The sequence below is a fragment of the Pseudomonas sp. MF6747 genome (assembly GCF_963890955.1).
Taxonomy (GTDB): Bacteria; Pseudomonadota; Gammaproteobacteria; order Pseudomonadales; family Pseudomonadaceae; genus Aquipseudomonas.
On the sequence record NZ_CAWPSZ010000015.1, the window covers coordinates 89214 to 114153 of the forward strand.

Sequence of the window (24940 nt, forward strand, 5' to 3'; positions counted from 1 at the left end):
TGAGCCAGTACAAGATCCAACACCAGGCCGTTCAATGATGAACGCCTGCCTTACAGCGGCAGGAGCCTTTCGGCCAACCGATAATCGAACCAGAGTGACTGGAGTGAGCTAAAAAGAACATGGCAAGGCGGCAATTTGGCACGCCTGTAAATAGCCAGGCCGAGGATGCTAGCACAGATGAACGGTCATAGCGCTGGCGCCGCCTTTCTGAAAAGACAAATTCCAGGCTTTATAGGTGCAAAAGTGAACTTGAGCTGTACGCCATGCCTCAAACACACCGAGAATCGCTGTTCGTCCTCGACCCAAAGGAGCATCCACATGATGCGTTTCACCTCGACCCTCGCTCTCGCTGCTTCCCTGGCCTTCCTGTCGCTCGGCGCCCAGGCAGCCGCCCCATCGAACTGGCCAACCGGCGCTCGCGACAACTTCATCAAAGATTGCAGTTCGGCAGCCCAGCAAAGCGTGGACGCCAAAACTGCCAAAGACCATTGCGAATGTGGCGCTGACAAGATCAACGCCGAATTGAGCACCGCTGAGATCAAGGAGCTCATGACCAACCAGAACGCAGATCCGGCGCTTAAGAACAAAGCTGTCGCGGCTATTTCGTCCTGCAAAGTCGTGAAGAAATAATCAGAACGATCACTGATCAGACGGCCGTCGCGCTGAAAAAACAGCCCAAAAATTGCCATTTCGCACAAATTACGCAGCTTTTACGGCTTTTTTTAACAGCTGATATTTCGCACCAAAGCCCCGTAGATCGGGGCTTTCAGCCAGCCCAGGCAGTAAATGCAACGCTATTGATTAGCAAACAATGCCTTGGGGGGGCTCCCAAGTCGAACATTTCGACTATGATAGCCAAGTGTGCCCAGTTGGCCTGAGCAGCACAGCACTACTGAAAATATATGTTTCTTGGAGATACACCATGTCTAATCGCCAAACCGGCACCGTTAAATGGTTCAACGATGAAAAAGGCTTCGGCTTCATCACTCCTCAAGGTGGCGGTGACGACCTGTTCGTACACTTCAAAGCTATCGAAAGCGACGGTTTCAAAAGCCTGAAAGAAGGCCAAACCGTTTCCTTCGTGGCTGAGAAAGGCCAAAAGGGTATGCAAGCTGCACAGGTTCGCGGCGAGTAATTCTCCGCTGAGCTAAAAAAAACCCCGTCCATGTGACGGGGTTTTTTATGGGCGCTACAAAAGCCGCGAAGTTCTTAGCCGCAGTTGACTCGTGTGATCACCAGATTGTCATCGGTGTTCAGGTTCAGGCGGTCGGAACGGTATTCCAGGGTGATCATGTCATTAGGCTTGAGGATACGTGCGTTCTGCGCACCGGCACGTGTACGCGCCTGTTCCAGCAATTGGGGCGAGGCTTTCTGGCCGATCGCGAACTCGGCGGCCTTAGCCTCACAGCGGCTATGACCGGCATCGGCCACGGCGGCGTCTTTGGCTGGCTCAGAGGTACCCGGGGTGCTGCAACCCGCCAACGCGAATGCTGCCAACAAAGTACCGAATGATGCGAGCTTCCAAGGCATGAAGCCTCCTATGATAAAAATGGACAGAGATCGTGCGACAGCGATCCGGGGGATTGGTTTCAAGACGTGAATCGCCCGCGGGCAAGTCTGCCTGACTCAGGCCGAGCATTCGCTCGGTCAATCGTCACCAGATATGAATGTATTCAGTAGATGTCGATGTAGTCGAACGGTGGGTTCGGCCAATTCTGCTTGAGCGCGTTGAATATCTGCATGACCCAGACTTCATCACTGGCCGCCACGTTACCGACATAACCGGAGCCTTTGGCCCAGGTCTCAAGGCGAAACAGCAAGCCGGCGATATCAGTGCCGCCCACCACGCCTGACGAAATGTAGGCAATCCCGGCCTTGGTCACACGCAACTGGGTATGCTCGTCATCGCTGGCGCTGGCCAGCAACTGACGAACAGCTTCCAGCGTCAGGTTCTCGGGGTTGTTCAAATCGATCTGCACCTGGCGTTCCCCGGCAATTAAACAGAGGCACAGTGTCGCACAGCACATGCCTCATGCCTAAGTAGCAGTGCCAAACGCTGCCCAAAAATGGTTAACTGCGCCGGTAAGAGCCGCGTTTTAGCGCACTGCCCAGTACTTCCAACTCCGCGAGCCCCCCCCCCATGACCACTGTTACCCTCCAAGCCGACATCAAAGCCAAGTGGCCCCAAGGACAAAGTTCCTACAGCCCCGGAAGCCCGGAGGAGTTGGCAATCATCGGAATCGACCTGCTGGTCAAGGAACTCGGCACTCGGGCTGCACAGGCCTTCATCGGTCAGGTATTCGAAAAATACCCGGCCGATCACATGGGCGCACACAACCCCGAGCGCGAATAAGAACCGGCCGGCGAACGCCGACCGGCCTACACATTACTTCAGACGCGCCAGACGCTCGGTCAGCAGATCGAAGAAGCCCTGAGCATCGCCGTTCTCGACCCAAAAGGCATTTTTCGGCTGCTTCAGGCCGTCGTACCAATCGACGATGGTCTGGCCGAAGGTCGGGCCTTCACGGCTGTCTACCACCACATTGACTTCACGGCCGCTGAACAGCTCAGGTTTGAGCAGGTAGGCAATAACGGTAGCATCGTGAACCGGGCCGCCTGGAATGCCGTAGTGCTCCATATCGCCTTTGACGTATTCATTCAGAATATCGCCGACAACCTTGCTCGCGTTGTTGTTGATATCGGCGATTTGCTTGAGGCGCGCCTCACTGGTCAACACCTTGTGGGTTACGTCCAGTGGCAGGTAAGTCAACTTGACGCCGCTTTTGAGCACCACCTCAGCCGCAATAGGGTCGGCAAACAGGTTGAATTCGGCCACCGGCGTGATATTGCCGCCATTGAAATGTGCACCGCCCATCACCACCACTTCCTTGATGCCTTGGGTGATTTCCGGAGCCTGGGTCAACGCCAGCGCCAGGTTGGTCTGAGGGCCGAGCATGGCGATGGTAATGCTGTGGGGCTTGGCGGTGCTCAGGGTCTTGATCAGGTAATCAACGGCATTGCCTTCGGCCAGGCCTTTTTTCGGCTCGTGCACGGTGACGCCCGAAATACCCTCTTTACCGTGAATATTCTCGGCGTAGATCGGTGTGCGCAGCATCGGTTTTGGCGCCCCTGCGTACACCGGGATATCCTCGCGCCCTGCCCATTCGCGGGCCAGGCGCGCATTGCGAGAGGTTTTGTCGAGGCGCACGTTACCGGCGACGGTGGTCAGCGCACGAATATTCAATTCCTGTGGAGAGGCCATTGCAAACAGCAAGGCCACTACATCATCAGCACCCGGGTCGGTATCGATGATCAGGTCGATTTTTTCCGCCGCGTGGGCGCTGGCTGCTGTGAGCGCGGACAAAAGCAGGACACTCCGAAACAGGTTTTTCAGGGATGGAAGACCACGTTGCATGAAACACTCCTTGTCGTAGGAAAACTCTAGAAGGTTACGCCGGAGACCAGCGCGATATTGCAATAAGGCTGGCACTCGCCGGTGCGCACGACGGCGCGAGCCTTGCGGCTCAGTTGCTTGAACTCTTCGTGGCTGACCAGGCGTCGTTCGCCCAGGGCTGCCTGCTCGGTCAGCGTGTTGAGTTCTGTGAGTGCAGGCGGTTGCTTGAGCAGGATTTCTTCGGCCAGCACGTGGCTTTCCACCTGCATCTCGCTGAGCACAATGCGCAGGGTGCTGATGAAGTCAGGAATGCCTTGGGTCAGCGCCAGGTCGATCAGCTCGACACCCGGCGGCACGGGCAAGCCGGCATCGCCGATCACCAGAACGTCACCGTGACCGAGAGACGCAATCACACGCGACAGGGCAATATTGAGCAGCGGTGTCTTTTTCATGAGGGCACAGAACCTTGAACGTCATGCAGCTTGGGAATAGAGGGTTGCGCACCGGCGCGAGTCACAGACAGTGCTGCGGCCACCTGACCAAAGCGGATGGCCTCGGCTTCGCTCTTGCCATTGGCAAGCGCGGCGGCAAACCCACCGACAAAGGTGTCGCCCGCCGCCGTGGTGTCCACCGCCTTGACCTTGGGCGCCACCAGATGCTCAAAGCCGTGGCCATCGGCAAACAATGCGCCCTGGGCACCGAGGGTGATGATGACCTTGCCCGCGCCTGCCTTGATCAACTGCGTCGCAGCCACTTTGGCACTCTCAAGAGAGTCGACCGTCACGCCGCTTAAGGCGGCGGCTTCACTTTCATTGGGAATCAGGTAGTCAATCGAGGCGTACCATTCGGCCGGCAAAGGGCCGCTGGCGGGTGCCGGATTGAGGATCACCGTCTTGCCCAGTTCACGTCCGCGCTTGAGCGCCTGACCCACCGTGTCCATCGGCGATTCCAGCTGGCAGACGATGACGTCGGCGGCCTGCAACACTGCGTCAGCCTGTTGTAACGAGGCTGGCGTCAGCGCGCCGTTGCCGCCGGCCACGATTACAATTGCGTTCTGACTACTGTCATCCACCACAATCAAGGCCACGCCGCTGGAGCCGTCTACCGTGCTTACGGCCTGGCAATCAATGCCTTCCACCACCAGCGCATCACGCAATTGGGCGCCGTAGGCATCAGTGCCAACACAGCCAATCATCGCCACATCAGCGCCCAGACGCGCAGCAGCCACCGCCTGGTTGGCGCCCTTGCCGCCGGGGACGGTAGAGAACGTTTGGCCGATCAGGGTTTCACCGGCACGCGGCAACCGACTGGCGCGGGTGACCAAGTCCATGTTCAAGCTGCCTATTACCACTACTTTTGCTGGCATACATCAGTACTCATCAATTCGGTTCAGCGGTATTGGGCGAACACACCGGCGACCGGTGCGGTTGACTCACGCAAAACAATACTCGGCGTCACGATACGTTGATCGATCGGCAGTTGGGGGGTTGCAATTCTTCGCAGCAAAAGCTCGGCCGCCGTTTCGCCCAGTTGCACGATCGACTGCCCGACCGTGGTCAGCGCCGGATATACGTAACGGCCCATTTGAATGTCATCGAAACCAATCACCGACAAATCGCCGGGCACGCGAATATTGCGCTCTGCCGCAGCACGCAACACGCCAAAACCGATCATATCGTTACTGGCGAAGATCGCGCTCGGTGGATTGTCCGCCAGCAACTGCACGGCTGCGGCATACCCGCCGGTGCTGGTGAAGTCGCTCTCTTGAGTGCGATTGACCGCCACTTGCACACCCGCCTCACGCAGCGCCCGTTGATACCCCGCCAGACGCATTTGCGCCACGCGGGTGTGGCCGGGGCCGCCAATGCAGGCGATGTCGCGATGACCCAGTTCAAGCAAGTGCCGGGTCGCCAGGTAGGCGCCCTCCTCGTGGTCGATGCGCACCAGATCGACATCGATACCATCCAGCGCACGGTCGACGATCACCATAGGCGTGCGCACCGCGCTCAAGCCAGCGGCGAGGCCACTGTCGTCGCCTCCCACCGAGGTCACGATCAAGCCGTCGACGCGCTTTTCGAGCAACACGCGCAAGTAGCTGCGCTGTTTTTCAGCGTTGTCGTCGGAGTTACAGAGGATCACGCAGTAACCATTACGCTCGCAGTAATCCTCGATCCCGCGGGCCAACTCGGCAAAATAAGGGTTGAGGCTGTTCGGCACCAATAGGCCGATGGTGGCGGTGGTCTTGGCCTTAAGCGATCGCGCGACCGCACTGGGCACATAGTCGAGCTGCTTGATCGCCGCTTCGACCTTGATCCGCACAGGCTCACTCACCGGCCGCGTCTTGTTCACCACGTGTGACACAGTGGTGTAGGAAATACCCGCAAGCGCTGCCACATCCTTGATCGTTGCCATGGCTCAGCCTCGCCGACTGGCGCGCTGGCTGCGGTAAGTGTCGAGGACCACGGCAATCACGATCACCGCACCGGTGATGATGCGTTTGGTGGGCTCCGTAGCGCCGATCTGCGCGAGGCCTGCGGCCAGTACCGAAATGATCAACACACCGAAAAAGGTGCTGATAACCGAACCGCGCCCGCCCATCAAACTGGTGCCGCCGATCACCACAGCGGCGATCACCTGCAGCTCCAGGCCGGAGCCGGCATTCGGGTCCGCCGCTTCCAGGCGCGAAATCTGGAACAGTGCCGCCACACCGGCCAACAGCCCCATCAGGCTGAACACCAGGATTTTGTAGGGTTTGGGATTGATCCCGGCCAGGCGCACGGCCTCTTCGTTGGTGCCGATGCCGATCAGGTAGCGACCAAATACCGTGCGCGTCAACACCAACTGAGCGGCAATGATCACCAGTAAGGCAATGATGAACGACGGCGAAATCCCGAAGGCAACCGGGTTCGACAGCCAGGCAAACGAATCACCGATATAGGCGGTACGCGAGCCGGTCATTTGGTACGCCACACCACGCGCCATCTCCAGCACACCGAGGGACACAATAAACGATGGGATTCGCCAGGCCACGGTGATCGAGCCGGTGATGGTGCCAGCCACTGCCGCACAGCCCATGCCCAGCAACGCTGCCGGGAGCACGCTCCAGCCCCAGCCGAGAATCGCCACGCTGACCGCCGACGCGGCCAATGCCAGCACCGAGCCAACCGACAGGTCGATGCCGCCGATAATCAGGATGAAGGTCATGCCCACCGCCAGTACCATCAAGTCCGGTATCTGGTTGGCCAGGGTGCTGAAGGTGTCGTAGGACAGGAAGTGATCGCTCAACACTGAGAACAGCGCAATCATCGCCAGCAAGGCACCGGCCAGGCCCAGGTAAGTGCCCAGTCCGTAGAAGTTGCCGCCGGTTTTACCCGGGGAATGTGTGGTTTTCATGGGGTATCCCTAAGCACTGCGTCGTTGAGCAGCGCGTCACGTTTTTGATAGCCGGCAAAGGCGGCGGCGAGCAATTCGTCCTGGGTCCAGCTGTCGCGCTCGAAGGTTTCGATCAGGCGCCCGGCGGACAGCACACCGATGCGGTCACAGATCAGCATCAGCTCCCGCAGGTCGCTGGACACCACCACCAGCGCTTTGCCCTGGCGCGTCAATTCGCCGAGCAAGGCATAAATGTCGAACTTGGCACCGACGTCGATGCCTCGGGTCGGCTCATCGAACAGCATCACCGCGCAATCGCGCTCCAGCCAACGGCCGATCACGACTTTCTGCTGGTTACCGCCCGACAGCTCGGACACCAACTGCGCCGGACTGGAGCTGCGGATGCGCATGGCGTCGATCTGGCGCTTGGCCAAGGCGGTTTCATCGCGGCTGTTCACCACGCCACCGCCGGAAATTTCCGGCATGTTGCCCAAGGCAATGTTGGCGCTGATCGACTGGGTCAACAGCAGGCCTTCACCCTTGCGGTCTTCGGTGATCAGGGCAATGCCATGGCCGACCGCATCTACCGGGGAGCGAATGCTCACCACGTTGGCCGGCGAGCCCAGAGCGACGGTGCCGCTGTCCGCCAGGTCCGCGCCGAAGATCAGGCGCAGCAGCTCAGTGCGGCCGGCGCCGATCAGGCCGGAGATGCCATAGATCTCACCGGCGCGCACTTCAAAAGACACATCACGCACCTTGTCCGAGCGGGTCAGCCCTTTCACGGTCAAGGCCGGGCCGCCGATAGTGCGCGGGCCCAGGTCAATTTTTTCACCCAGCTCGCGACCGACCATCAGGGTGACCAGTTGCTCACTGTTGTAGTTGGCCATCGGCTCGACGCAGACCAGTTTGCCGTCGCGCAATACCGCAATACGCTGGGCAACACGGGCCAGCTCTTCGAGCCGGTGTGAAATATAAATGATCGCCACGCCCCGAGCCTGCAGGCGGGTGATTTGTTCAAAGAGCATTTCGACTTCACGCGCGGTCAGCATCGCCGTGGGTTCATCGAGGATCAGTACGTGGCAGTCGCCGATCAGGTTGCGGGCGATTTCGACCATCTGTTGATGGCCAATGCCCAAGGTGCCAACCAAGGTATCCGGGTCGATCGCATCCAGGCCGACCTGAGCCATGGCTTCGATCGCGGCTTTGCGCAGCTGTTTGCGGCTGATCCATCCACACTTGCTGGGCAGGTTATCCAGGAACAGGTTTTCGGCCACGGTCAGTGTGGGCAGCAGGTTGAGCTCCTGCATGACCATGCGCACGCCCAGCTCTTCAGCCTGGGTGCGGCTGCCGGGACGGTAGTCCTGACCATTGAACTGCATGTGCCCGGTGGTCGGCGTGACCAGCCCGCCGATAATTTTCGACAGGGTACTTTTACCCGCGCCGTTCTCACCGGTCAGCGCCAGCACTTCCCCGCGGTTGAGCGTCAGGGTGATGTCGGACAGAACCGGTTGGGCATAGGTCTTGCCGATACCGCTGACCGAGAGGACAGCGTTCGGGGCGGAAGATGACATAGGAAAATCTCCAGGCGCCCACTCAGGACGAGCGGGCGCTGTTGGGTGCTGCCAGGATTACTTCTTGAGGACGAGTTCGACCGGGGTTTCGATCACGCCGTCTTTGGCATCGACTTTCTCACCCTTGACCAGCTTGAGCGCGTTCTGGATACCGAACACGGCTTGCTGGGCGGCAGCCTGGTCAGCGGTCGCGAGCACACGGCCATCTTGCAGCATTGGTTTGATGGCTTCGATGTTGTCGTAGCCTACGACCAGCACTTTGCCGGCTTTGCCCGCAGCGCGTACGGCAGAGACAGCGCCCAAGGCCATGTTGTCGTTACCCGCCAACAGTGCCTTGAGGTCCGGGTATTCGCTCAACATGGCGGAGGCGACTTTCTGACCCTGGTCGATTTCCCAGTTGCCCGACTGAGTGGAGACGATCTTCATGCCGGCAGCGTCCATCGCGTCCTTGTAGCCTGCGGTGCGCTGTTGCGCGTTGGTGGTGGTCGGGACACCTTCGATGATGCCGACCTTGTCACCCGCGGCCAGTTGCTTGGCCAGGTAGTCACCGACCAGCTTGGAGCCTTTACGGTTATCCGGGCCTACGAACGGAATATCGAGGTTTTTGCTTTTCAATACCTCCGGATCAAGGCGGTTGTCGATGTTGACGACCTTGATGCCCGCATCGGAAGCTTTCTTCAACACGGTGACCAACGCCTTGGAGTCAGCCGGGGCGATTACGATGGCGTTGACTTTGGCGAGAATCATTTGGTTGACGATATCGATCTGCGCGCTGGTATCGGTTTCGTTCTTGATACCGTTGGTGATCATGTCGAAGTCGGCAGCATGGTCTTTCTGATAGGACTTGGCGCCATCCTGCATGGTGACGAAGAATTCATTGGCGAGGGATTTCATCACCAGGCCGACCTTGGGTTTGGTGGCGGCGTCGTCAGCAAAGGCAGAGGAAAGAGGTAGCGCAGCGGATGCAGCGGCAAGCACAGCGACAGCAAGAAGACGTCCAGCAAATGGCAGCTTCATGGGTTCACTCCGATCTTATGATTATTGTGAGCAACGCTTGCACGGCAGACCGTCTCGCAAACGTTTGCGTTAGCCAAACTATGAGAACCTTGTCGAGATTTGTCAACGGGTGAAAAACGCCTTTCATCCAAGCCCACTGCTACCTGCCATTACGCTATTGGATGGATGCGATTAAACATCGCCCTCGCCCGTCCGTTCTCTAAAACGACAGCCTGTGACTCTAATGTCATACGCAACCCGTCGATAAACCCTCCTGGCTTTCGGACAACCGAACACGGTACTGCCTTCCCGTTCGGAAAGCCGGACGAACGAGCTTTCACGTCATCTGAAATATCTATGAATACTGTTTTAAATCAATGCCTTAATTTATAAACACGAACACAATCAGCTTGGTACAAATCCTGCTCTTTCCTGGCACCTCGCGGCGTTCAGAACCGCCCGGGTGTTCTAGATGAACCTGCGACCGCACTCATCAAAAACCAGAGAGAAAAATAATGAAATCTGCACTGAAGTCTTTTGTTCCGGGCGCACTCGCCCTTCTGCTGCTGTTCCCCGTTGCCGCTCAGGCAAAGGAAGTTGAAACCAAGACCAAACTGTCCAATGTGGTGATTCTTGCCACCGGCGGCACTATTGCCGGCGCTGGCGCCAGCGCTGCCAACAGCGCCACTTATCAGGCGGCCAAGGTGGGCATCGAGCAATTGATGGCTGGTGTTCCTGAGCTTAGCCAGATTGCCAATGTGCGCGGCGAGCAAGTGATGCAAATTGCGTCCGAAAGCATCAACAATGAAAACCTGCTGCAACTGGGTCGCCGTGTTGCCGAACTGGCCGACAGCAAGGACGTCGACGGCATCGTGATTACGCACGGTACCGACACCCTCGAAGAAACCGCCTACTTCCTGAACCTGGTGGAAAAAACCGACAAGCCAATCGTGGTGGTCGGCTCGATGCGTCCGGGCACCGCCATGTCGGCGGACGGCATGCTCAACCTGTACAACGCCGTCGCCGTCGCCGGCAGCAAGGATGCACGCGGCAAGGGCGTGCTGGTCACCATGAACGATGAGATTCAGTCGGGTCGTGACGTCAGCAAGATGATCAATATCAAGACCGAAGCGTTCAAGAGCCCATGGGGCCCGTTGGGCATGGTGGTTGAAGGCAAATCCTACTGGTTCCGCCTGCCGGCCAAGCGCCACACACTGGATTCTGAATTCGATATCAAGACCATCAAAAGCCTGCCGGACGTTGAAATCGCTTATGGCTACGGCAATGTGAGCGACACCGCCGTCAAGGCCCTGGCTCAGGCTGGCGCCAAAGCCATCATCCATGCCGGCACTGGCAATGGTTCGGTGTCTTCCAAGGTCGTCCCTGCCCTGCAGGAGCTGCGCAAACAAGGCGTACAAATCATTCGCTCGTCCCACGTGAATGCTGGTGGTTTCGTGCTGCGTAACGCCGAACAGCCTGACGACAAGTACGACTGGGTGGTTGCCCATGACCTGAACCCGCAGAAAGCGCGGATCCTGGCAATGGTTGCGTTGACCAAGACCCAGGACAGCAAAGAGCTGCAACGGATGTTCTGGGAATATTGATATCTGGTAACACTGTGGAGGCGGGTTTACTCGCCTCCACTTTCCCTTGAGACTTCCCCGCTACAACTTCCCCGCGAATGTCCTGAGTTTTAAGCAGTTGCGAAATTCCTTATAGTTAAATACTGTATGCACATACAGCAAACTAAGGAATGCTCCGTGGCAAAGTCTTCTTCCGCAGCCCCAACTCCGCCTGATGCTTACGCACGCTTGGCCGTTCGCGTGCAAAAAATCATCAATTCGACCAATGCCCAGAAAGCCAAGGCAGCCTTGATCTTCCGTTTACCGGAAGAGCCGGAAGATGAATGGGCGCGCTTGCTGGAAGAAATTGCTGAGAACGACAACGTCACCCTCGCTTATCGGGACGACGGTGGCGTGCAGATTTTCTGGGTTGTGCCGAAGGAAGATTGATTCAATGAGTGTTCGCTTTACTGCTTTGTTTTGTCTGTTTTTTGCCGTTACCGCCAACGCCCAGGCGCCTCGTACCTTCAGCGAGGCCAAGAAAGTCGCCTGGAAGCTCTATGCCCCACAATCCACAGAGTTTTACTGCGGCTGTAAATACACCGGCAACCGGGTGGATTTGAAAGCCTGCGGGTACATCCCACGCAAAAATGCCAACCGTGCCGCACGCATCGAGTGGGAGCATATCGTTCCAGCCTGGCAGATCGGACATCAGCGCCAATGCTGGCAGAACGGTGGACGCAAGAACTGTACGCGCCGCGATGATGTGTTCAAGCGTGCAGAGGCCGACTTGCACAACCTGGTGCCGAGCATCGGGGAGGTCAATGGTGACCGCAATAACTTCAGTTTCGGTTGGTTGCCGGTGCAAACCGGACAGTACGGTTCCTGTTTGACCCAAGTGGACTTCAAGGCAAAAAAGGTCATGCCACGCCCGTCCATTCGCGGAATGATTGCCCGGACCTACTTTTACATGAGCAAACAATATGGCTTGCGCCTGTCGAAACAGGACCGCCAACTGTATGAAGCCTGGAACAAGACTTACCCGGTACAAACCTGGGAACGCCAGCGCAACCAGACCGTGGCCTGCGTGATGGGTCGGGGCAACGAATTTGTCGGCCCGGTTAACCTCAAAGCCTGTGGTTGAAGGCGGGAGAGGCTCCCGCCCGCTTTTGGTTACTGCGCAACCTTGTGTTCAATTACCTGCGACTCGGTGTCATTTTTCTTGGCGCGCGCCAGTTTTTCGGTCAGCTGCGCTTGCTTGGCTTCGGCTTCGGCCTTACTGGCGAACGGCCCCAGCAAGACATCGTCCTTGCCGTCTGTTTTAACGATATAAAAGCTAAACCCATGTTCCAGCAACCAGGCGGTCAAGTCAGTGATTGCCTGGAGCTTATGGTCCGGCGGGCCAACCCGCACGTCCCACTCCTGAGCGGCAATCGCGCCGGTATCTGGCTGGCTTTCAGTCACGGCAGGCTTGGCCTTGGGCGCTTCGACAGGTTTGCCTTCACCGCAACCGGCCAATGCCAACACCGCAATTGCCATCGCTACTTTACGCACTGCCCTGCTCCTTTGAGGATAAAGAGGCAACTTTATCATTCACTGTCTATTCTGGCCGTCATAAACGTTGGCTTAAACAATGCGAATGATGTATCGCAGACCTGTATGATGCCGCCATGGGAATTAATGTCGCCTCTATGCGTCCTAAAAGAGGCAGTCACAGGGAAGCGCTTAGCAGTAAGCTACACACATCCGACATCTGCCCTGTCTGAAACATGTGTCCTTAAAAGTAATCAAGGAGAAGTCCATGCTTATACTCACCCGCAAAGTCGGTGAAAGCATAAACATCGGTGATGACATCACGATCACCATTCTGGGCGTCAGCGGCCAGCAAGTACGAATCGGCATCAACGCACCCAAGGACGTTGCCGTGCATCGCGAGGAGATTTACCAGCGCATCCAGGCTGGCCTGACGGCTCCGGACAAAAACCAGACTCCTTGACGCACTCTCAGTAGCCAGCCCTTTCGTTCACTGTAACGGCTGGCGAAGACCCTTCAAGCCTGCTCGCCTCTCTTGCGTGAACAGCTCGCTTTGCGCCTCGCGCTTCGCCCCAAGATGAAACTGTCTTGACGACTGGAACTTGTTGCGTAATCCACAGCCGAATCTTCTGACTATTATCCTGCCGTCCGAGTGCATTCAGGAGCACGTCGATGAGGCCTGCCGCCCCCAAGCCCCTAGTTTCCAAGTCCTGGTGGATCGTCCTGCTGATAGGGCTGGTCTTCGTGACGGTGGGTTATGGCCTGAGATACGAAATTGAAAGTACCAGCGCCTCCAGTGGCAGCTCTTGGCCGGATCTGGCGCTGTTTCTCTGCGCTTACCTGTTTGCCTTCTGCCTCAAGCCTATTCAGAAGGCGATTCTGCGCAAGTTATGCCAACGCGCGGCCCAACGAACGCACCACAAAACTGCACGATGAAGCCTCCTTGCGGGCAATCAGATCACCGGTATTTACAGTGTCGCGGCAAGTCCTATGCTTGGGCTTGCAAGGTCAGTATTAAGGGCTGAAACAAATGGATACCCTGAGTAAATCCGAAATCGAAACTGCGCTGGCGGCCCGCCTGCCCAGTTACACAATCGCCTGCACACTGCACGCTGACGGCACATTGTCGGCTGTTCTCAGCGGCCCTGAAACTGACCACTTTGCAATCACCGGCATCGTCCGCGCGCACTATCGCGGCGCAGAAGCGATAGCCCGGCTGGCGAACGAAATCCTCAGGGAAATGGTGATGTCCCGGCAGGGCCTTCGCAGCAGCCGACTGCACGCCCTACCGGAAAACAGCGTAAGGCCGAACAGACCTGACAGCTGATAAAACCTTGGCCATAACGCGGTTGGCTTTCGCGTATCAAGCCGCGGCGATCGATAAACGCAGCAAACCGTCATCGTTACGATGCACGCGCACCTGCTCATACCCCTCAATCGACGTATGTACCGTGGCCATCGGCTGCAAGTGCGTCGAAGTCACGACTACCACGTCAGCCCCCGCCGCCTCCGCGGCGCGAATCCCCACCGTCGCATCCTCGAACACCAGGCAGTCCTGCACCGGTACGCCCAGACGTTGCGCACCCAGCACATAACAAGCTGGATCCGGCTTGCCGCTGGCGACATCCTCAGCCGTCACCAGCACTGCCGGCGGCGCAATGCCCGCCGCTTGCAGGCGTCGCATCGCCAACTCCCTGGGTGCAGACGTGACCAGCGCCCACTGATCGCCAGGCAAACTGTTCAGAAACTCGACCGCGCCCGGAATCGCGACGACACCCTCGACATCGTCGATTTCCGCCTCGGTTATCCACTGCGCTTCAACTTCAGCGTCCACGCCTGGCAATGCCTGCCGGGTAATTGTATCAATGGCTCGTGCACCGTGAATGGTGCTCAGAAAGGCCACCACGTCCAGGCCGTGGCGTTCAGCCCAGATACTCCACACCCGTTCGGCGGCGGCGATGGAGTTGAGCAAGGTACCGTCCATGTCGAATAAAAAGGCGCGGTAACGCTGGGTAAAGGCGGCTGGACCTTGAATAGACACTGTGGGATTTCCTTTTTATCGGTAAAAAATGCTGACCCCGATGCAATCTACGGATCACGTCAACACTTGTAAACGCTGCAGAGCACTGCCCTCCCCCTTTGCATTACAAGCTTGTAATGAAGCTGTAAGTCTTGTCAGCACCCTCACTTCATACAGTGGAGTCGTCAGTCACCCACACCGCGTGACACACCTGCACACTGATGAAGGGCCGCACGATGAAACCTGCAAGCACACTCTGCCTGATCGCCGCCAGCTTGTTGATGCTGGGCACCGCTACCGCCATGGCCGGCACCGTCGCACCGATCAAAGCCAACAACGTGGTCCTGGTACACGGCTCCTGGGCGGACGGCTCGAGCTGGTCCGAGGTGATCACCCGCCTTCAGGCCGCCGGCCTGCATGTCACCGCCGTACAGAACCCGCTGACCTCGGTGGCCGATGACGTCGCCGCCACCAACCGCGTACTCGATCAACAGGACGGTCCTACCGTACTGGTCGGCCATTCCTACGCCGGCACCGTGGTCAGCGACGCCGGCGCGAACCCGAAGGTCAGCTCCCTGGTGTATGTGGCAGCCCGCGCGCCGGACGCCAATGAAGACTTCGTCGCGCTCTCTGCCAAATACCCAAGCATGCCGGTGCGAGCCGGCGTTGAAGAGCACGATGGTTACCTGACCCTGAACCAGGACGCTTTCCTTAAGTATTTCGCCGCCGACGTGCCCCGCACCAAGGCACTGGAGCTGTATGCCGTACAACAACCGATCACCAAAACGCTGTTCAGTGGTCGCACCGTGAATGCCGCCTGGCACACCAAACCGTCATGGTACGCCGTGTCGAGCAATGACCAGACCATCAACCCGGATCTGGAGCGCTTCCTCGCCAAGCGCATGAACGCCACCACCATCGAGCTGCCTTCGAGCCACTTGTCGCTGGTGTCCCACGCCAAGGAAATCACTGACCTGATCCTCGAAGCGTCCGGTCGCCAGCCTTGAATCCGTTGATTACGAACTTGTCATGATCCTGTTGGTTGGCTGTTTGGGGCGCCTGGTTACTGTGAACTCACTGCCAATCCCGGCAGCCGACCCTTTAAGAGAACTACTGCCATGAAACTGTTTATTCTGGGCTTCGCCGCACTGCTTGCCACCGGTTCTGCATTTGCTGCCGACGCCCCTTCCGCCCCCAACGTGATCCACGACAAGACCGGCTTCTTCGTGCACCTGGACGTCGACAAAGTGCTGTCGAGCACCGACACCTACGGGCAGTGCGGCATCGTCCCCGCTCGCCTCGATTACCTCGACCACCAGGGTCGCGAACATGTGCTGGACTACCAAGTACAGGGCATCGGTTGCGCCAGTGACAATTGATCGGGCTACACTTGCGCCACGCACAGAACCAGGGCACTTCCCATGCATATCCTCGTAGTCGAAGACGAACCCAAGGCCGGCAACTACCTGCTCAATGGGCTGCAGGAACTGGGTTACTCCGTGAGCCTCGCCCGTGACGGTGTGGACGGGTTGCACCAGGCGCTGGAAACGTCATTCGACGTGATCGTGCTGGATGTGATGATGCCGAAAATGGACGGTTGGGAAGTGCTGCGCCGCCTGCGCAAGGAGGCCGACACGCCGGTACTGTTTCTCACCGCCCGCGATGACATTGCCGACCGCATCAAAGGCCTTGAACTGGGTGCCGACGATTACTTGATCAAACCGTTCTCCTTCGCCGAACTGGTCGCGCGTTTGCGCACCTTGACCCGCCGCGGCCCGAGCCGCGAAGAAGAACAGCTGCACATCGCCGACCTGCAAATCGACGTGCTCAAACGCCGTGTCACCCGCGCCGGCACGCGCATTACCCTGACCAATAAAGAGTTCGCCCTGTTGCACCTGTTCGCGACCCATCAGGACCAGGTGCTGTCACGTTCGATGATCGCCTCGCGCGTCTGGGACATGAACTTCGACAGCGACACCAATGTAGTCGACGTCGCCGTGAGGCGCCTGCGCCTGAAAATCGACGACCCGTTCCAGCTCAAGTTAATCCACAGCGTGCGGGGCATTGGCTACCGCTTCGACACCCAGCCATGAACAGCCGCCGCCACTACTCGCTGACCCTGCGCCTGGCGCTGATCTTCGCCCTGCTCGCTTTTGCCCTGCTGGCTACCCTGGGCGTAGCGCTGTACCGCGAGCTTGAGCGTGAACTGATCAAGCGTGACGATGCCGCGCTGATCTATCGCGCCGACCAGTTGCGCAACCTGCTCAACGACAGCAACACCCTGGACCTGATCAAGACCAAGCCGGAACTGTTCCAGAACATGCTGGGCAACAGCGAGTCGGTGCTGAGTATCGCGGCGCCGGGGCAGAAGCCGCTACTGCTGGTCAACCCGGGCAACATCGAAATGCCGAACGTAACGCCCGTGCCAAAGGACCATGAGCTGGGCTTTTCCGACGTGCACCACTTACCTGGTGTAAACGGCGTACCCTTCGCCACCGTGGCCGCCTCGATTGATTCCGGAGACTTGGGAAGCCTGCAAGTCACCACGGGACGTTTGATGACCGAACGCACCGCCATGCTTGCCAGCTATCGCCTGAGCGTATTTATCCTGGCCAGCATCGCGGCAATTATCCTCGCCCTGGTCGGTTACCTGCTGGTGTACCGAGGCCTGCTGCCGCTGCGGCGCCTGGCCAAACACGCCCAAGGCATCGGCGTGGGCAACCTTGCCGAACGACTCGACAGCCACGGTGCACCGAAAGAACTTCTGCCAATGATCGACTCTTTCAACACCATGCTCGAGCGACTGGCCAAGGGCTTTGTGCAACTGGGCCAGGTGTCCACCGACATGGCCCACGAACTGCGCACGCCGATCAACAACCTGCTGGGCGAAACCCAGGTCGCGCTCCAGCAGAGCCGCAGCATCGAAAGCTATCAGCAATTGCTGGCCTCCAATGTCGAAGAGCTCGAGCGCCTGGCACGGATGCTCGACAACATGCTGTTTCTCGCCCGCACCGATCCGGCCAGCGCCTTGCGCCAGCGCCAGGAGCTCAATGCGGCGGATGAGGTGCAACGCATGGCTGATTACTTCGAAGGGTTGGCGAGCGATGTGAATATCAGCATCCTCGCGCAGGGCGAAGGCGTGATCTGGGCTGAACCGATGCTGCTGCGCCGGGCGCTGGCAAATCTGTGTGCCAATGCCATCAAATACGGCGCACCCGGTTCGGAGCTGGTGATTCAAGCCACGCCAAACGCCGAAGGCATCCGGCTGAGCGTCATCAATCAGGGAGAGACCATCCCTGCAGAACACCTGCCCAGGCTGTTCGAACGGTTTTATCGGGTGGACGAATCGCGGGAGCGCTCGGCCCAATCCAACGGGCTGGGTTTATCGATCGTCGCCACCATCATGCAGCTGCATAACGGCCGCTACAGCGTCACCAGTGAAGGCGCATTGACATGTTTTGAGCTGATTTTTCCGAGGCGGGAACACTGAGCAGTGCGTGCCAGAAGCCTGCTGTTATTTTGCACAGTTTTGTAGGTCGCAGCCGTCCCCATCTGCCTCTACTCTCGCCCGGAGCGCTCTCTCGGATCATTCAAAACAGGTATCACGCTTTGGTGAACAAACCGCATCAATCAGGCGGCGCGAGACGCTGACTCAGGGCAGAGCCGGTGCAGGTAATAACGGAAATTCTGGTATGGAAAAACGCTTGGTTTACTGGAAAAAGGGCTGGCTGACATGAAAGAGAAGCTGATCGCCATTTCAAACAGGGCAGGTCAGCTGACCTGCCCACCGGTTTGCACGATATCCACCTGCGTGTCCCACGCCGTCTGTAGCGCAATCCGCAAACCTTCAACCATTGTCACCAGCGCCATCGAAGGCTGCGCCGCACCAGAAACCTGCTCCGGCAGGCTGGGGGGTACGTGGATAAAGCCACTGCGTATCGCCGTGCCGGCTAGGGCATGCTGCAACAGGTAAAACACCTGATTACACACAAAGGTCCCCGCCGTCTGTGAAACCGACGCCGCGATCCCGGCCTCGCGCACAGCCTTGACCATCGCTTTGATCGGCAAGGTCGTGAAGTAGGCGGCCGGCCCTCCGACCACCACTGGGGTATCGACCGGTTGTGCCCCCAAATTGTCAGGGATGCGTGCGTCGTTCACGTTGATCGCCACCCGCTCCATGGAGAAATCGCTACGACCGGGGGCGAGGCCTGTGGCAATCACCATCACCGGGTCAAATTCAGCGATCAATCGCGTCAGGCACGCCCCCGCCGTGGCAAACGCACAGGGCAGTCGACGCGCGACAATGTGCACGTCTTCACTCAGTCGCACGCCGTCCAACTGGCGCGAGGCCTCCCAGGACGGGTTGATCAGGTCCTGGTCAAAGGGCTCGAAGCCCGTCAGCAACACAGTTTGCATTTTTGGCCTCACATCAACAGGTAGAGCAGCACGATATTGACCACCAGCATCATCAACGCAGTCGGCAGTTGAGCCTTGATCACCGCGTTTTTGTCTGGCAACTCCAGCAACGCCGCCGGGACGATATTGAAGTTGGCAGCCATGGGCGTCATCAACGTACCGCAATAACCGGAGAACATGCCGATCGCCGCCATCACCGCCGGGTTGCCGCCATACACGCCCACCAACACCGGTACGCCGACACCGCCGGTCATCACCGGAAACGCCGCAAAGCCATTCCCCATGATCACCGTGAACAGCGCCATGCCCAACACGTAGACCATCACCGCCACCCACTTGAAATCGAGGTTGATGTAGGTAGTGGTGACATGTGCAACGGCCGTGCCCACCCCGGCTTCATTAAACAATAGCCCCAGCATTGCAAGCATCTGCGGCAACACCATGGCCCAGCCGAGGGCCTCGGTCAGGCGTCGGGATTCACGCAAGGCTTGCACCGGTGTGTCGCGGGTCAGCCAGCAAGCCAGACCGAGGGCGATCAGGCAGCCGATACCCAAGGATACAAAGGTGGTGTTTTTCGGGTCCAGCAGCGGTACGCCGCCGATCTCGGTGTGTTTGAGCAACACCGAGCCAATCACGGTGGTCAGGGGAATGGCCAGCGCGGGAATAAACAGTTTATGCCCCAGGCGCCCGGCACTCGCGCGGGAGGCCTTGTCATGCAGTTCGGCAGGCTTGCCGCGGCCGACGCCACCCAAGCCTGCGATCAGCGCCATCACCACCACGCCAACACCCATGACCACCGACGGCAAGCGCTCCCCCACCAGGAACGGCACAGCAAACAAGAGCCAGAACAGCGCAGTCGACCAGCGTTTGGGATGGGTGCGATCCAGCAGGACCATTCCCGCAGTTATCAGCAATAGCACACCGGCAAGCCAGTACAGGTACTCAATGGAGATGATCATTGTGCAGCCTCCACCGTCGTGGCGGCGGGCGTCATGTCGCGCGTAAGCCTGCGATCAAACCGGTGCAGGCGAATGGCATGGATGATAAAGGCGCAAATCGCCGTCGGGATGCCCCACACGGCAATGTGCAGTGGCTCCACATCAATCCCCGAACCCAACAGGAAGGTGTGCATCAGCGCGATCGCACCAAAGGCGACAAAGATGTCTTCACCGAAAAACAGCCCGACGTTATCGGTTGCCGCACACATGGCCAGCACTTTGTGGCGCAACCTGTCCGGCAGCTTGCCGTAGCGTTTCTCCGCCGCCCCTTCGGCCATGGGCGCCAGCAGCGGCCGCACCATTTGCGGATGGCCGCCCAGGCTGGTCAGGCCCATGGCGGCGGTGGACTCGCGCACAAACAGGTAGATGATCAACAGGCGCCCCACTGTGGCTCGCTCGAAACGCGCGATCCAGTTTTGCGCATGCAAGCGCAGGCCATGGCGCTCCAGCAGGCCAATGACAGCCAGGGGCAATAACAGGATCAGTTGCAGCGCGCGGGTCTGAAGGAAACCTTCGCCCATGCTGGCGAGGATTTTTTCCAGCGGGAAGTGGGCTGCCAGCCCGGTGGCGATGGCGGCGGCGGTAACCACCAACAGCGGATTGAAGCGCAAGACGAAGCCAACCACGATGACAAGTACGCCGATCAACGGCCATAGGTTCACAACAGTTTGCATGACGGAGAGGTCCTTGAATGCGCGCTGCGGCGCCATTACAGCAGGATGTGAACCAAGGGTTCACAGCATGAAAGTGGCATGCAGCCCGGCGCGGTTTTTATTGTTGACCCGATAGGTCGAGCGTCAGTGGCGGCAACTTTGCTGCCTGGGGCGGGAGGTGTCCAACAAGAAAAATTGTTGCTGCAAACCAATAAATTTTGTGGGTGATTGGCGCCGAGCGAGCCGGCGCCGTAAGAAGATTCAGCCGAGGCGTTTCTGGAAAAAATGCCGCTGGTGACCCGCCGGGTAATCAGCAATATGGCCAAATTCACTGAAGCCCAGCTTTCGATAAAACCCCGGCGCCTGAAAGCTGAAGGTGTCCAGCCAAATGCCAACACATTGCCGTTCACGGGCCAGGTCTTCGGCGGCGCGCATCAAACGCGAGCCGGTACCTTGGGTACGCATCTGATCCGGGATGCTCAACAGCTCAATGAACAACCACCCGTAGGAAATTTTTCCATAAAGGCCACCGACAACGTCTTGCGTGGCGGGGTCTCGCAACAAAATCCCGACGGTTTCGAACGCCATGTTGCCCGTGTGACTAAGGTTGTAAGCCCTCAGCGGTTTGAGGATGGCCTCACGCTCCTGCGCCGTTACGTCGAACGACACTTCCATTGCCACTTCCATAACGTGCTCCCTGGTATGAATTGAGTCGGCGGCCAGTATGCAGCCTTACTGCGGCTTGAGCAGCGCCTCGTAATCCGGGCTGATCTCCGCCAGGATCATCAAGGCTGCCGCCCCCAATGCCACTGCGTCCTGCCCTGCGGCCCCCATTTGAATGCGCGGGTACTGGCGATCAGCACGGCTACTGACGGAACGGCTCAATGGCTCAAGGCGGGTTATCAGGCGGGCAAGGATGGCCTCAGGCAAAAAGCCGCTGATCAGGATGGTCTGCGGGTCAAGCACTGACTCCAGGATGTTGATCGCCTGGCGCAACGCCGGCGCCGCCTCCGCCAGCCAAACCTCTACGTTTGCGTCCAGCGCCTGATCGTTGGCGTCCCACGCGCAGAGGTCATGCTCGGCCGGCAGGCCCAGGTGCTCCAACAGTGCGGCAATGGAGATGTAGCGCTCCAGGCACCCTTGGTTACCGCAGGAACACGCCTTGCCACCCGGAATCACCGTCATGTGCCCGATCTCACCAGCATTGTGCCAGTGGCCGGAATACAGGCGGTTATCCAGGTACAAACCGGCACCAAGACCGCTGCCGATAAACAGGTGCACAAAATTCGTCAGCTCGCTGGCGATGCCATACAGGCGCTCACCCATGGTCGCCGCCGTGGCATCGTTTTCTATCAGTACCGCCAGGCCGGTTTCCCGCTGCAAGCGCTCAGCGATATCCGGCGCGTCCCAGCCGGACATCGCCGTCGGCCCGACCGCCGTCATGCCTTCGACACTGAAAGGGCCCGGCAGGGCAATGCCCACACCCAGGAAGCGCCCGGCCGGCCTCTGCTGCCGAAAACCTTTCACCGCGTCCAGCACCAACGGTAATGCCTGCTCGAACGTTGGGTAGCTGACGGTCAGCGTGACTTGAGCCACCGTCTGCCCAAGCAGATCAAGCAGCACGCCGATGATGCGGTGCTGTTCGATATGAAAGCCGATGGAATAGCCACCGTCGGGGTTCAGCGACAACGGCACCGGCGGTTGGCCTCGCCCACCCTTCTCGGCCGCATGAGCCAGCAGGACGCCTTCTTCGTGCAACTCGGTGACGATATTGGAAATGGTCTGCGCGGTCAGCGAGGTGAGCCGCGTGAGGTCGGCGCGGGTCAGCCGGCCGTTCTGGCGGATGGCCTCGAGAATCACCCGACGGTTGTGCAACCGGGCGTGTTCGGCATTCGTGCCAGTGGTGAGCGTGCGTTTGTTCTGAGGCGTTTTCATGGGCGGATAATCCGCACAGCCGATTAATTAAATCAAGTTGAATTAATACTCTTGCTGTGGTTTTCTAAGCGCCTCGGTCTCTCGCACCCACTGCGAATGCCGGTTACGCCCCATAACAATAATGACGGGTCGACAGCACCCTCGATGGCAAGCAGCCCCCTTTGCACTCTGCCCTCACGCGCCTGTCACTCGAACAAGAGGTCGTCCCCATGAGCACGCTGACACCCGTTGACCCGGATTTACCCAACAGCAAACGCAAAATCGGTCTATTCCCCGCCATCACCCTGAACATGAGCCAGATGTGCGGCGTGGGCCCCTTTATCACCATCCCGGCAATGATCGTAATCATGGGTGGCCCCCAGGCCTACCTGGGCTGGATCCTTGGCGCCCTGCTGGCCCTGTGTGACGGGCTGGTCTGGGCCGAACTCGGCGCGTCATTGCCAGGTGCCGGCGGCACTTATGTTTATCTGCGTGAGGCGTTCGGCAAACGAACCGGCAAGCTGCTGCCGTTTCTGTTCGTCTGGACGGCGATGCTGTTCATTCCGCTGATCATGTCCACCGGCATCATCGGATTCGTGCAATACCTGACCTGGTTTTGGCCCGACATGAGCCAGACCGCCGGCAACCTGATCGGCCTGGTGGTGATCTGGCTGATCATCGTGATGCTGTGGCGCAAGATCGAGTCCATTGCCAAGTTGAGCATCGTGTTGTGGGTGATCATGCTGATCAGCATCGGCGCGCTGATTGCCGCCGCACTGTCCAATTTCCACGCCGACCTGGCGTTCACCTTCCCCGAAGGCGCGTTCAACCTGGCCGACAGCGGTTTCTGGTTTGGCATGGCCGGCGGGTTGACCATCGGCATCTATGACTACCTGGGTTACAACACCTCGGCGTACCTGGCCGGTGAAGTCGAACAACCGGGCCGGGTGATTCCCAAGTCGATCATTCTGTCGATCGTCGGCATCCTGGTCATCTACCTGGTGATGCAAGTCGGCGTATTGGGCGTGGTCGACTGGCACCGCATGCTCGACCCCGAATCCGCCGCCTACAAGTCGGTAGCCTCGGTGGTACTCAGCGAAACCTGGGGCAGTACGGCCGCCGGGATCGTCACCGTGCTGATACTGATCACCGCAGTCGCCTCGGTATTTGCCGGCTTGCTCGGCGGCTCCCGCGTGCCCTTCGAAGCCGCCAAGGACAACGTGTTCTTCAACGCCTTCAGCAAGACCCATCCCAAGCATGAGTTCCCTACCTGGGGCATCTTGAGCATGGGCGCGCTGACTTCCGTGGGCTTCATGATCGGGCGACTGACCGATTTGAATACCCTGATTCAACTGCTGACCACGGTGATGATCCTGGTGCAGTCAGTGGCGCAGATCGTCTCGTTGCTGGTGCTGCGCAAAACCAAACCGCACCTGACCCGGCCTTACAAAATGTGGCTCTACCCGGTGCCTGCGCTCATCGCGCTGCTGGGCTGGGTGTATATCTACATGGCGTCCAACCACAACGCGCCCGGCGCCTACCCCATCCAATGGTCGCTGGTCTGGGTGCTGGCCGGCAGCGTGGCTTATCTGTTCTGGGCGCGTGTTCAGCGACTATGGCCCTTTAACAAGTGATTAACGCAATGCATGAATCAGTCAGATCAACGGGCGCTACGGCGCCCCGGCAAGGCTTGCTGCTGGCGATTGACGTGGGCGGCACCAAGACTCAGGTCGCCTGCTACGACACCGCCCGCCAGCGCATGAACACGCGGATTCTCGCCACCCATGCCGACGGTTTGTCCGGCACGCCCGCCCTGCATCGCATCCTCGCGGCCGCGCGCGATTGTGTGACCGAATGGGGCAACGCCCCGGTGTTGAGTGTGGCGGCGGTATTCCCCGGTGTGGTGCGCGGCCCGACGTTGCTGATGGCGCCCAACACACCGGGGTTCGAAGGGCTCGACCTGCACTCGTTGATCGCCCAAGCATTCGGCAACGTCCCCGTGAGCCTCGATAACGACGTCAAGGCCGGCGCCCTGGCCGAAGTGCGCTGGGGGTCGCTGGCGGGTATTGATAACGCGATCTACCTGAACCTCGGTACCGGGCTTTCCGCTGCAGCCATCGCCAATGGCAGGTTGATCCGTGGGCATAACGGCGCAGCCATGGAAATCGGCTACCTGTTGTCGCCGTTTCTGAACCCGGAGCACCCTGATCAATGGGCGACCTATCAGAGCGGCAACGCACCGCTGGAGGAGCTGTTCTCCGGCAATGCCCTCAGCCAGCTGGCGGGTGAAATGCTGGGACACGGGCATCACGCCCAGGACCTGTTTACCAGCGCTGACCCCGCCGTACGCAAGGCCTTGGCGCTGCGCATCGCCGCTTGTACGGTGCACATCGCCAACCTCGCCGTGGCGCTGGACGTCGAGCGTATCGTGATTGGCGGCGGCCTCTACCGCCAGGCGGCGCTGTTGGCGCCGTTGATCGAAACGCTGATCCAGCGCGCAGTGCCCTTCCC

Annotated in this window: 31 protein-coding genes; 15 read left to right on the forward strand and 16 right to left on the reverse strand. The window is 59.0% G+C overall.

Annotation, left to right across the window (positions count from 1 at the left end; translation table 11 throughout):
• Positions 1-318 precede the first annotated feature (318 nt).
• Positions 319-630, forward strand: coding sequence for a hypothetical protein (locus tag AACW30_RS16565; RefSeq protein WP_106580537.1), 312 nt, complete (start codon positions 319-321; stop codon positions 628-630).
• Positions 631-922: 292 nt separating this feature from the next.
• Positions 923-1135 carry a cold-shock protein gene (locus AACW30_RS16570; RefSeq protein WP_003234260.1) on the forward strand — a complete coding sequence of 71 codons (213 nt, stop codon included), beginning with the start codon at positions 923-925 and terminating at the stop codon, positions 1133-1135.
• A gap of 74 nt (positions 1136-1209) precedes the next feature.
• Here the strand turns inward: AACW30_RS16570 and AACW30_RS16575 are convergent, their stop codons facing one another.
• Together AACW30_RS16575 and AACW30_RS16580 are read right to left on the reverse strand one after the other, a co-directional pair.
• Positions 1210-1530 carry an I78 family peptidase inhibitor gene (locus tag AACW30_RS16575; RefSeq protein WP_106580536.1) on the reverse strand — a complete coding sequence of 107 codons (321 nt, stop codon included), beginning with the start codon at positions 1528-1530 and terminating at the stop codon, positions 1210-1212.
• 143 nt (positions 1531-1673) lie between these two features.
• Positions 1674-1979 (reverse strand): hypothetical protein, encoded by a 306-nt coding sequence (locus AACW30_RS16580; RefSeq protein WP_106580535.1) that lies wholly within the window; start codon positions 1977-1979, stop codon positions 1674-1676.
• 161 nt (positions 1980-2140) lie between these two features.
• Here AACW30_RS16580 and AACW30_RS16585 point away from each other — a divergent pair, with 161 nt between their 5' ends.
• Complete coding sequence (locus tag AACW30_RS16585; protein WP_106580534.1) at positions 2141-2353, forward strand: hypothetical protein; 213 nt, start codon at positions 2141-2143, stop codon at positions 2351-2353.
• A 33-nt stretch (positions 2354-2386) separates the two neighbouring features.
• On the opposite strand, the gene AACW30_RS16590 is transcribed toward AACW30_RS16585, so the two are convergent.
• Genes AACW30_RS16590 through AACW30_RS16620 form a run of 7 tightly spaced genes read right to left on the reverse strand, consistent with a single transcriptional unit; the run spans position 2387 to position 9354 of the window.
• The gene (locus AACW30_RS16590) at positions 2387-3415 is read right to left on the reverse strand and encodes a nucleoside hydrolase (protein WP_106580533.1); all 1029 of its coding nucleotides are present in this window, start codon (positions 3413-3415) and stop codon (positions 2387-2389) included.
• A gap of 26 nt (positions 3416-3441) precedes the next feature.
• A complete protein-coding gene (gene rbsD / locus AACW30_RS16595; protein WP_106580532.1) occupies positions 3442-3846 on the reverse strand; it encodes a D-ribose pyranase in 405 nt (134 codons plus the stop codon).
• Positions 3843-4760 (reverse strand): ribokinase, encoded by a 918-nt coding sequence (gene rbsK / locus AACW30_RS16600; protein ID WP_200625366.1) that lies wholly within the window; start codon positions 4758-4760, stop codon positions 3843-3845. Before rbsK ends, rbsD begins: the two co-directional genes overlap by 4 nt.
• A 23-nt stretch (positions 4761-4783) precedes the next feature.
• Complete coding sequence (locus AACW30_RS16605) at positions 4784-5806, reverse strand: LacI family DNA-binding transcriptional regulator (protein WP_200625367.1); 1023 nt, start codon at positions 5804-5806, stop codon at positions 4784-4786.
• A gap of 3 nt (positions 5807-5809) precedes the next feature.
• A complete protein-coding gene (locus AACW30_RS16610; RefSeq protein WP_106580529.1) occupies positions 5810-6787 on the reverse strand; it encodes an ABC transporter permease in 978 nt (325 codons plus the stop codon).
• Positions 6784-8337 carry a sugar ABC transporter ATP-binding protein gene (locus tag AACW30_RS16615; RefSeq protein ID WP_106580528.1) on the reverse strand — a complete coding sequence of 518 codons (1554 nt, stop codon included), beginning with the start codon at positions 8335-8337 and terminating at the stop codon, positions 6784-6786. The genes AACW30_RS16610 and AACW30_RS16615 overlap by 4 nt, the downstream gene beginning before the upstream one ends.
• A 57-nt stretch (positions 8338-8394) precedes the next feature.
• Positions 8395-9354 carry a sugar ABC transporter substrate-binding protein gene (locus AACW30_RS16620; protein ID WP_106580527.1) on the reverse strand — a complete coding sequence of 320 codons (960 nt, stop codon included), beginning with the start codon at positions 9352-9354 and terminating at the stop codon, positions 8395-8397.
• A 494-nt stretch (positions 9355-9848) separates the two neighbouring features.
• Between AACW30_RS16620 and AACW30_RS16625 the strand changes: the two genes are divergently transcribed.
• The 3 genes from AACW30_RS16625 to AACW30_RS16635 all read left to right on the forward strand — a co-directional run bounded on the left by AACW30_RS16625 (position 9849) and on the right by AACW30_RS16635 (position 12039).
• Complete coding sequence (locus AACW30_RS16625) at positions 9849-10937, forward strand: asparaginase (protein WP_200625368.1); 1089 nt, start codon at positions 9849-9851, stop codon at positions 10935-10937.
• Positions 10938-11093: 156 nt separating this feature from the next.
• Complete coding sequence (locus AACW30_RS16630) at positions 11094-11345, forward strand: DUF1654 domain-containing protein (RefSeq protein ID WP_106580525.1); 252 nt, start codon at positions 11094-11096, stop codon at positions 11343-11345.
• A gap of 4 nt (positions 11346-11349) precedes the next feature.
• Positions 11350-12039 (forward strand): endonuclease, encoded by a 690-nt coding sequence (locus AACW30_RS16635; protein ID WP_200625369.1) that lies wholly within the window; start codon positions 11350-11352, stop codon positions 12037-12039.
• 29 nt (positions 12040-12068) lie between these two features.
• Here the strand turns inward: AACW30_RS16635 and AACW30_RS16640 are convergent, their stop codons facing one another.
• A complete protein-coding gene (locus AACW30_RS16640; RefSeq protein ID WP_200625370.1) occupies positions 12069-12449 on the reverse strand; it encodes an SPOR domain-containing protein in 381 nt (126 codons plus the stop codon).
• A gap of 247 nt (positions 12450-12696) precedes the next feature.
• On the opposite strand from AACW30_RS16640, the gene csrA reads away from it, so the two are divergent.
• The 3 genes from csrA to AACW30_RS16655 all read left to right on the forward strand — a co-directional run bounded on the left by csrA (position 12697) and on the right by AACW30_RS16655 (position 13755).
• Positions 12697-12891, forward strand: a complete 195-nt coding sequence (gene csrA, locus AACW30_RS16645) for a carbon storage regulator CsrA (protein ID WP_003192511.1) — start codon at positions 12697-12699, stop codon at positions 12889-12891.
• Positions 12892-13100: 209 nt separating this feature from the next.
• Complete coding sequence (locus AACW30_RS16650; RefSeq protein ID WP_200625371.1) at positions 13101-13364, forward strand: hypothetical protein; 264 nt, start codon at positions 13101-13103, stop codon at positions 13362-13364.
• 94 nt (positions 13365-13458) lie between these two features.
• Positions 13459-13755: a hypothetical protein gene (locus AACW30_RS16655; RefSeq protein ID WP_106580521.1), complete on the forward strand. Its 297-nt coding sequence runs from the start codon at positions 13459-13461 to the stop codon at positions 13753-13755.
• A 36-nt stretch (positions 13756-13791) separates the two neighbouring features.
• On the opposite strand, the gene AACW30_RS16660 is transcribed toward AACW30_RS16655, so the two are convergent.
• A complete protein-coding gene (locus tag AACW30_RS16660) occupies positions 13792-14469 on the reverse strand; it encodes an HAD family hydrolase (protein WP_200625372.1) in 678 nt (225 codons plus the stop codon).
• A 215-nt stretch (positions 14470-14684) separates the two neighbouring features.
• Here AACW30_RS16660 and AACW30_RS16665 point away from each other — a divergent pair, with 215 nt between their 5' ends.
• The 4 genes from AACW30_RS16665 (at position 14685) to AACW30_RS16680 (ending at position 17938) form a co-directional block, all read left to right on the forward strand.
• Positions 14685-15455 carry an alpha/beta fold hydrolase gene (locus tag AACW30_RS16665; RefSeq protein WP_200625373.1) on the forward strand — a complete coding sequence of 257 codons (771 nt, stop codon included), beginning with the start codon at positions 14685-14687 and terminating at the stop codon, positions 15453-15455.
• 111 nt (positions 15456-15566) lie between these two features.
• The gene (locus tag AACW30_RS16670) at positions 15567-15827 is read left to right on the forward strand and encodes a DUF2790 domain-containing protein (RefSeq protein WP_119742650.1); all 261 of its coding nucleotides are present in this window, start codon (positions 15567-15569) and stop codon (positions 15825-15827) included.
• 42 nt (positions 15828-15869) lie between these two features.
• On the forward strand, positions 15870-16541 hold the full coding sequence (locus tag AACW30_RS16675; protein WP_106580517.1) for a heavy metal response regulator transcription factor: 672 nt from the start codon (positions 15870-15872) through the stop codon (positions 16539-16541).
• Positions 16538-17938, forward strand: a complete 1401-nt coding sequence (locus AACW30_RS16680) for a heavy metal sensor histidine kinase (protein WP_119742648.1) — start codon at positions 16538-16540, stop codon at positions 17936-17938. Before AACW30_RS16675 ends, AACW30_RS16680 begins: the two co-directional genes overlap by 4 nt.
• Before the next feature lie 281 nt (positions 17939-18219).
• Here AACW30_RS16680 and pcp read toward each other — a convergent pair whose 3' ends face one another.
• The 5 genes from pcp to AACW30_RS16705 all read right to left on the reverse strand — a co-directional run bounded on the left by pcp (position 18220) and on the right by AACW30_RS16705 (position 22450).
• The gene (gene pcp, locus AACW30_RS16685) at positions 18220-18864 is read right to left on the reverse strand and encodes a pyroglutamyl-peptidase I (protein ID WP_200625374.1); all 645 of its coding nucleotides are present in this window, start codon (positions 18862-18864) and stop codon (positions 18220-18222) included.
• 8 nt (positions 18865-18872) lie between these two features.
• Entirely contained in the window at positions 18873-19823 is a 951-nt protein-coding gene (locus tag AACW30_RS16690; protein ID WP_200625375.1) for a DUF979 domain-containing protein, read from the reverse strand.
• Entirely contained in the window at positions 19820-20536 is a 717-nt protein-coding gene (locus tag AACW30_RS16695) for a DUF969 domain-containing protein (RefSeq protein ID WP_179677050.1), read from the reverse strand. Before AACW30_RS16695 ends, AACW30_RS16690 begins: the two co-directional genes overlap by 4 nt.
• Positions 20537-20776: 240 nt before the next feature.
• On the reverse strand, positions 20777-21202 hold the full coding sequence (locus AACW30_RS16700) for a GNAT family N-acetyltransferase (RefSeq protein WP_200625376.1): 426 nt from the start codon (positions 21200-21202) through the stop codon (positions 20777-20779).
• A gap of 45 nt (positions 21203-21247) precedes the next feature.
• Positions 21248-22450, reverse strand: a complete 1203-nt coding sequence (locus AACW30_RS16705) for an ROK family transcriptional regulator (protein ID WP_200625377.1) — start codon at positions 22448-22450, stop codon at positions 21248-21250.
• Between the two features lie 209 nt (positions 22451-22659).
• Here AACW30_RS16705 and AACW30_RS16710 point away from each other — a divergent pair, with 209 nt between their 5' ends.
• Positions 22660-24063 carry an APC family permease gene (locus tag AACW30_RS16710; protein WP_200625378.1) on the forward strand — a complete coding sequence of 468 codons (1404 nt, stop codon included), beginning with the start codon at positions 22660-22662 and terminating at the stop codon, positions 24061-24063.
• A gap of 8 nt (positions 24064-24071) precedes the next feature.
• A partial coding sequence (locus AACW30_RS16715) for an ROK family protein (protein WP_200625379.1) occupies positions 24072-24940 on the forward strand: 869 nt, incomplete at its 3' end.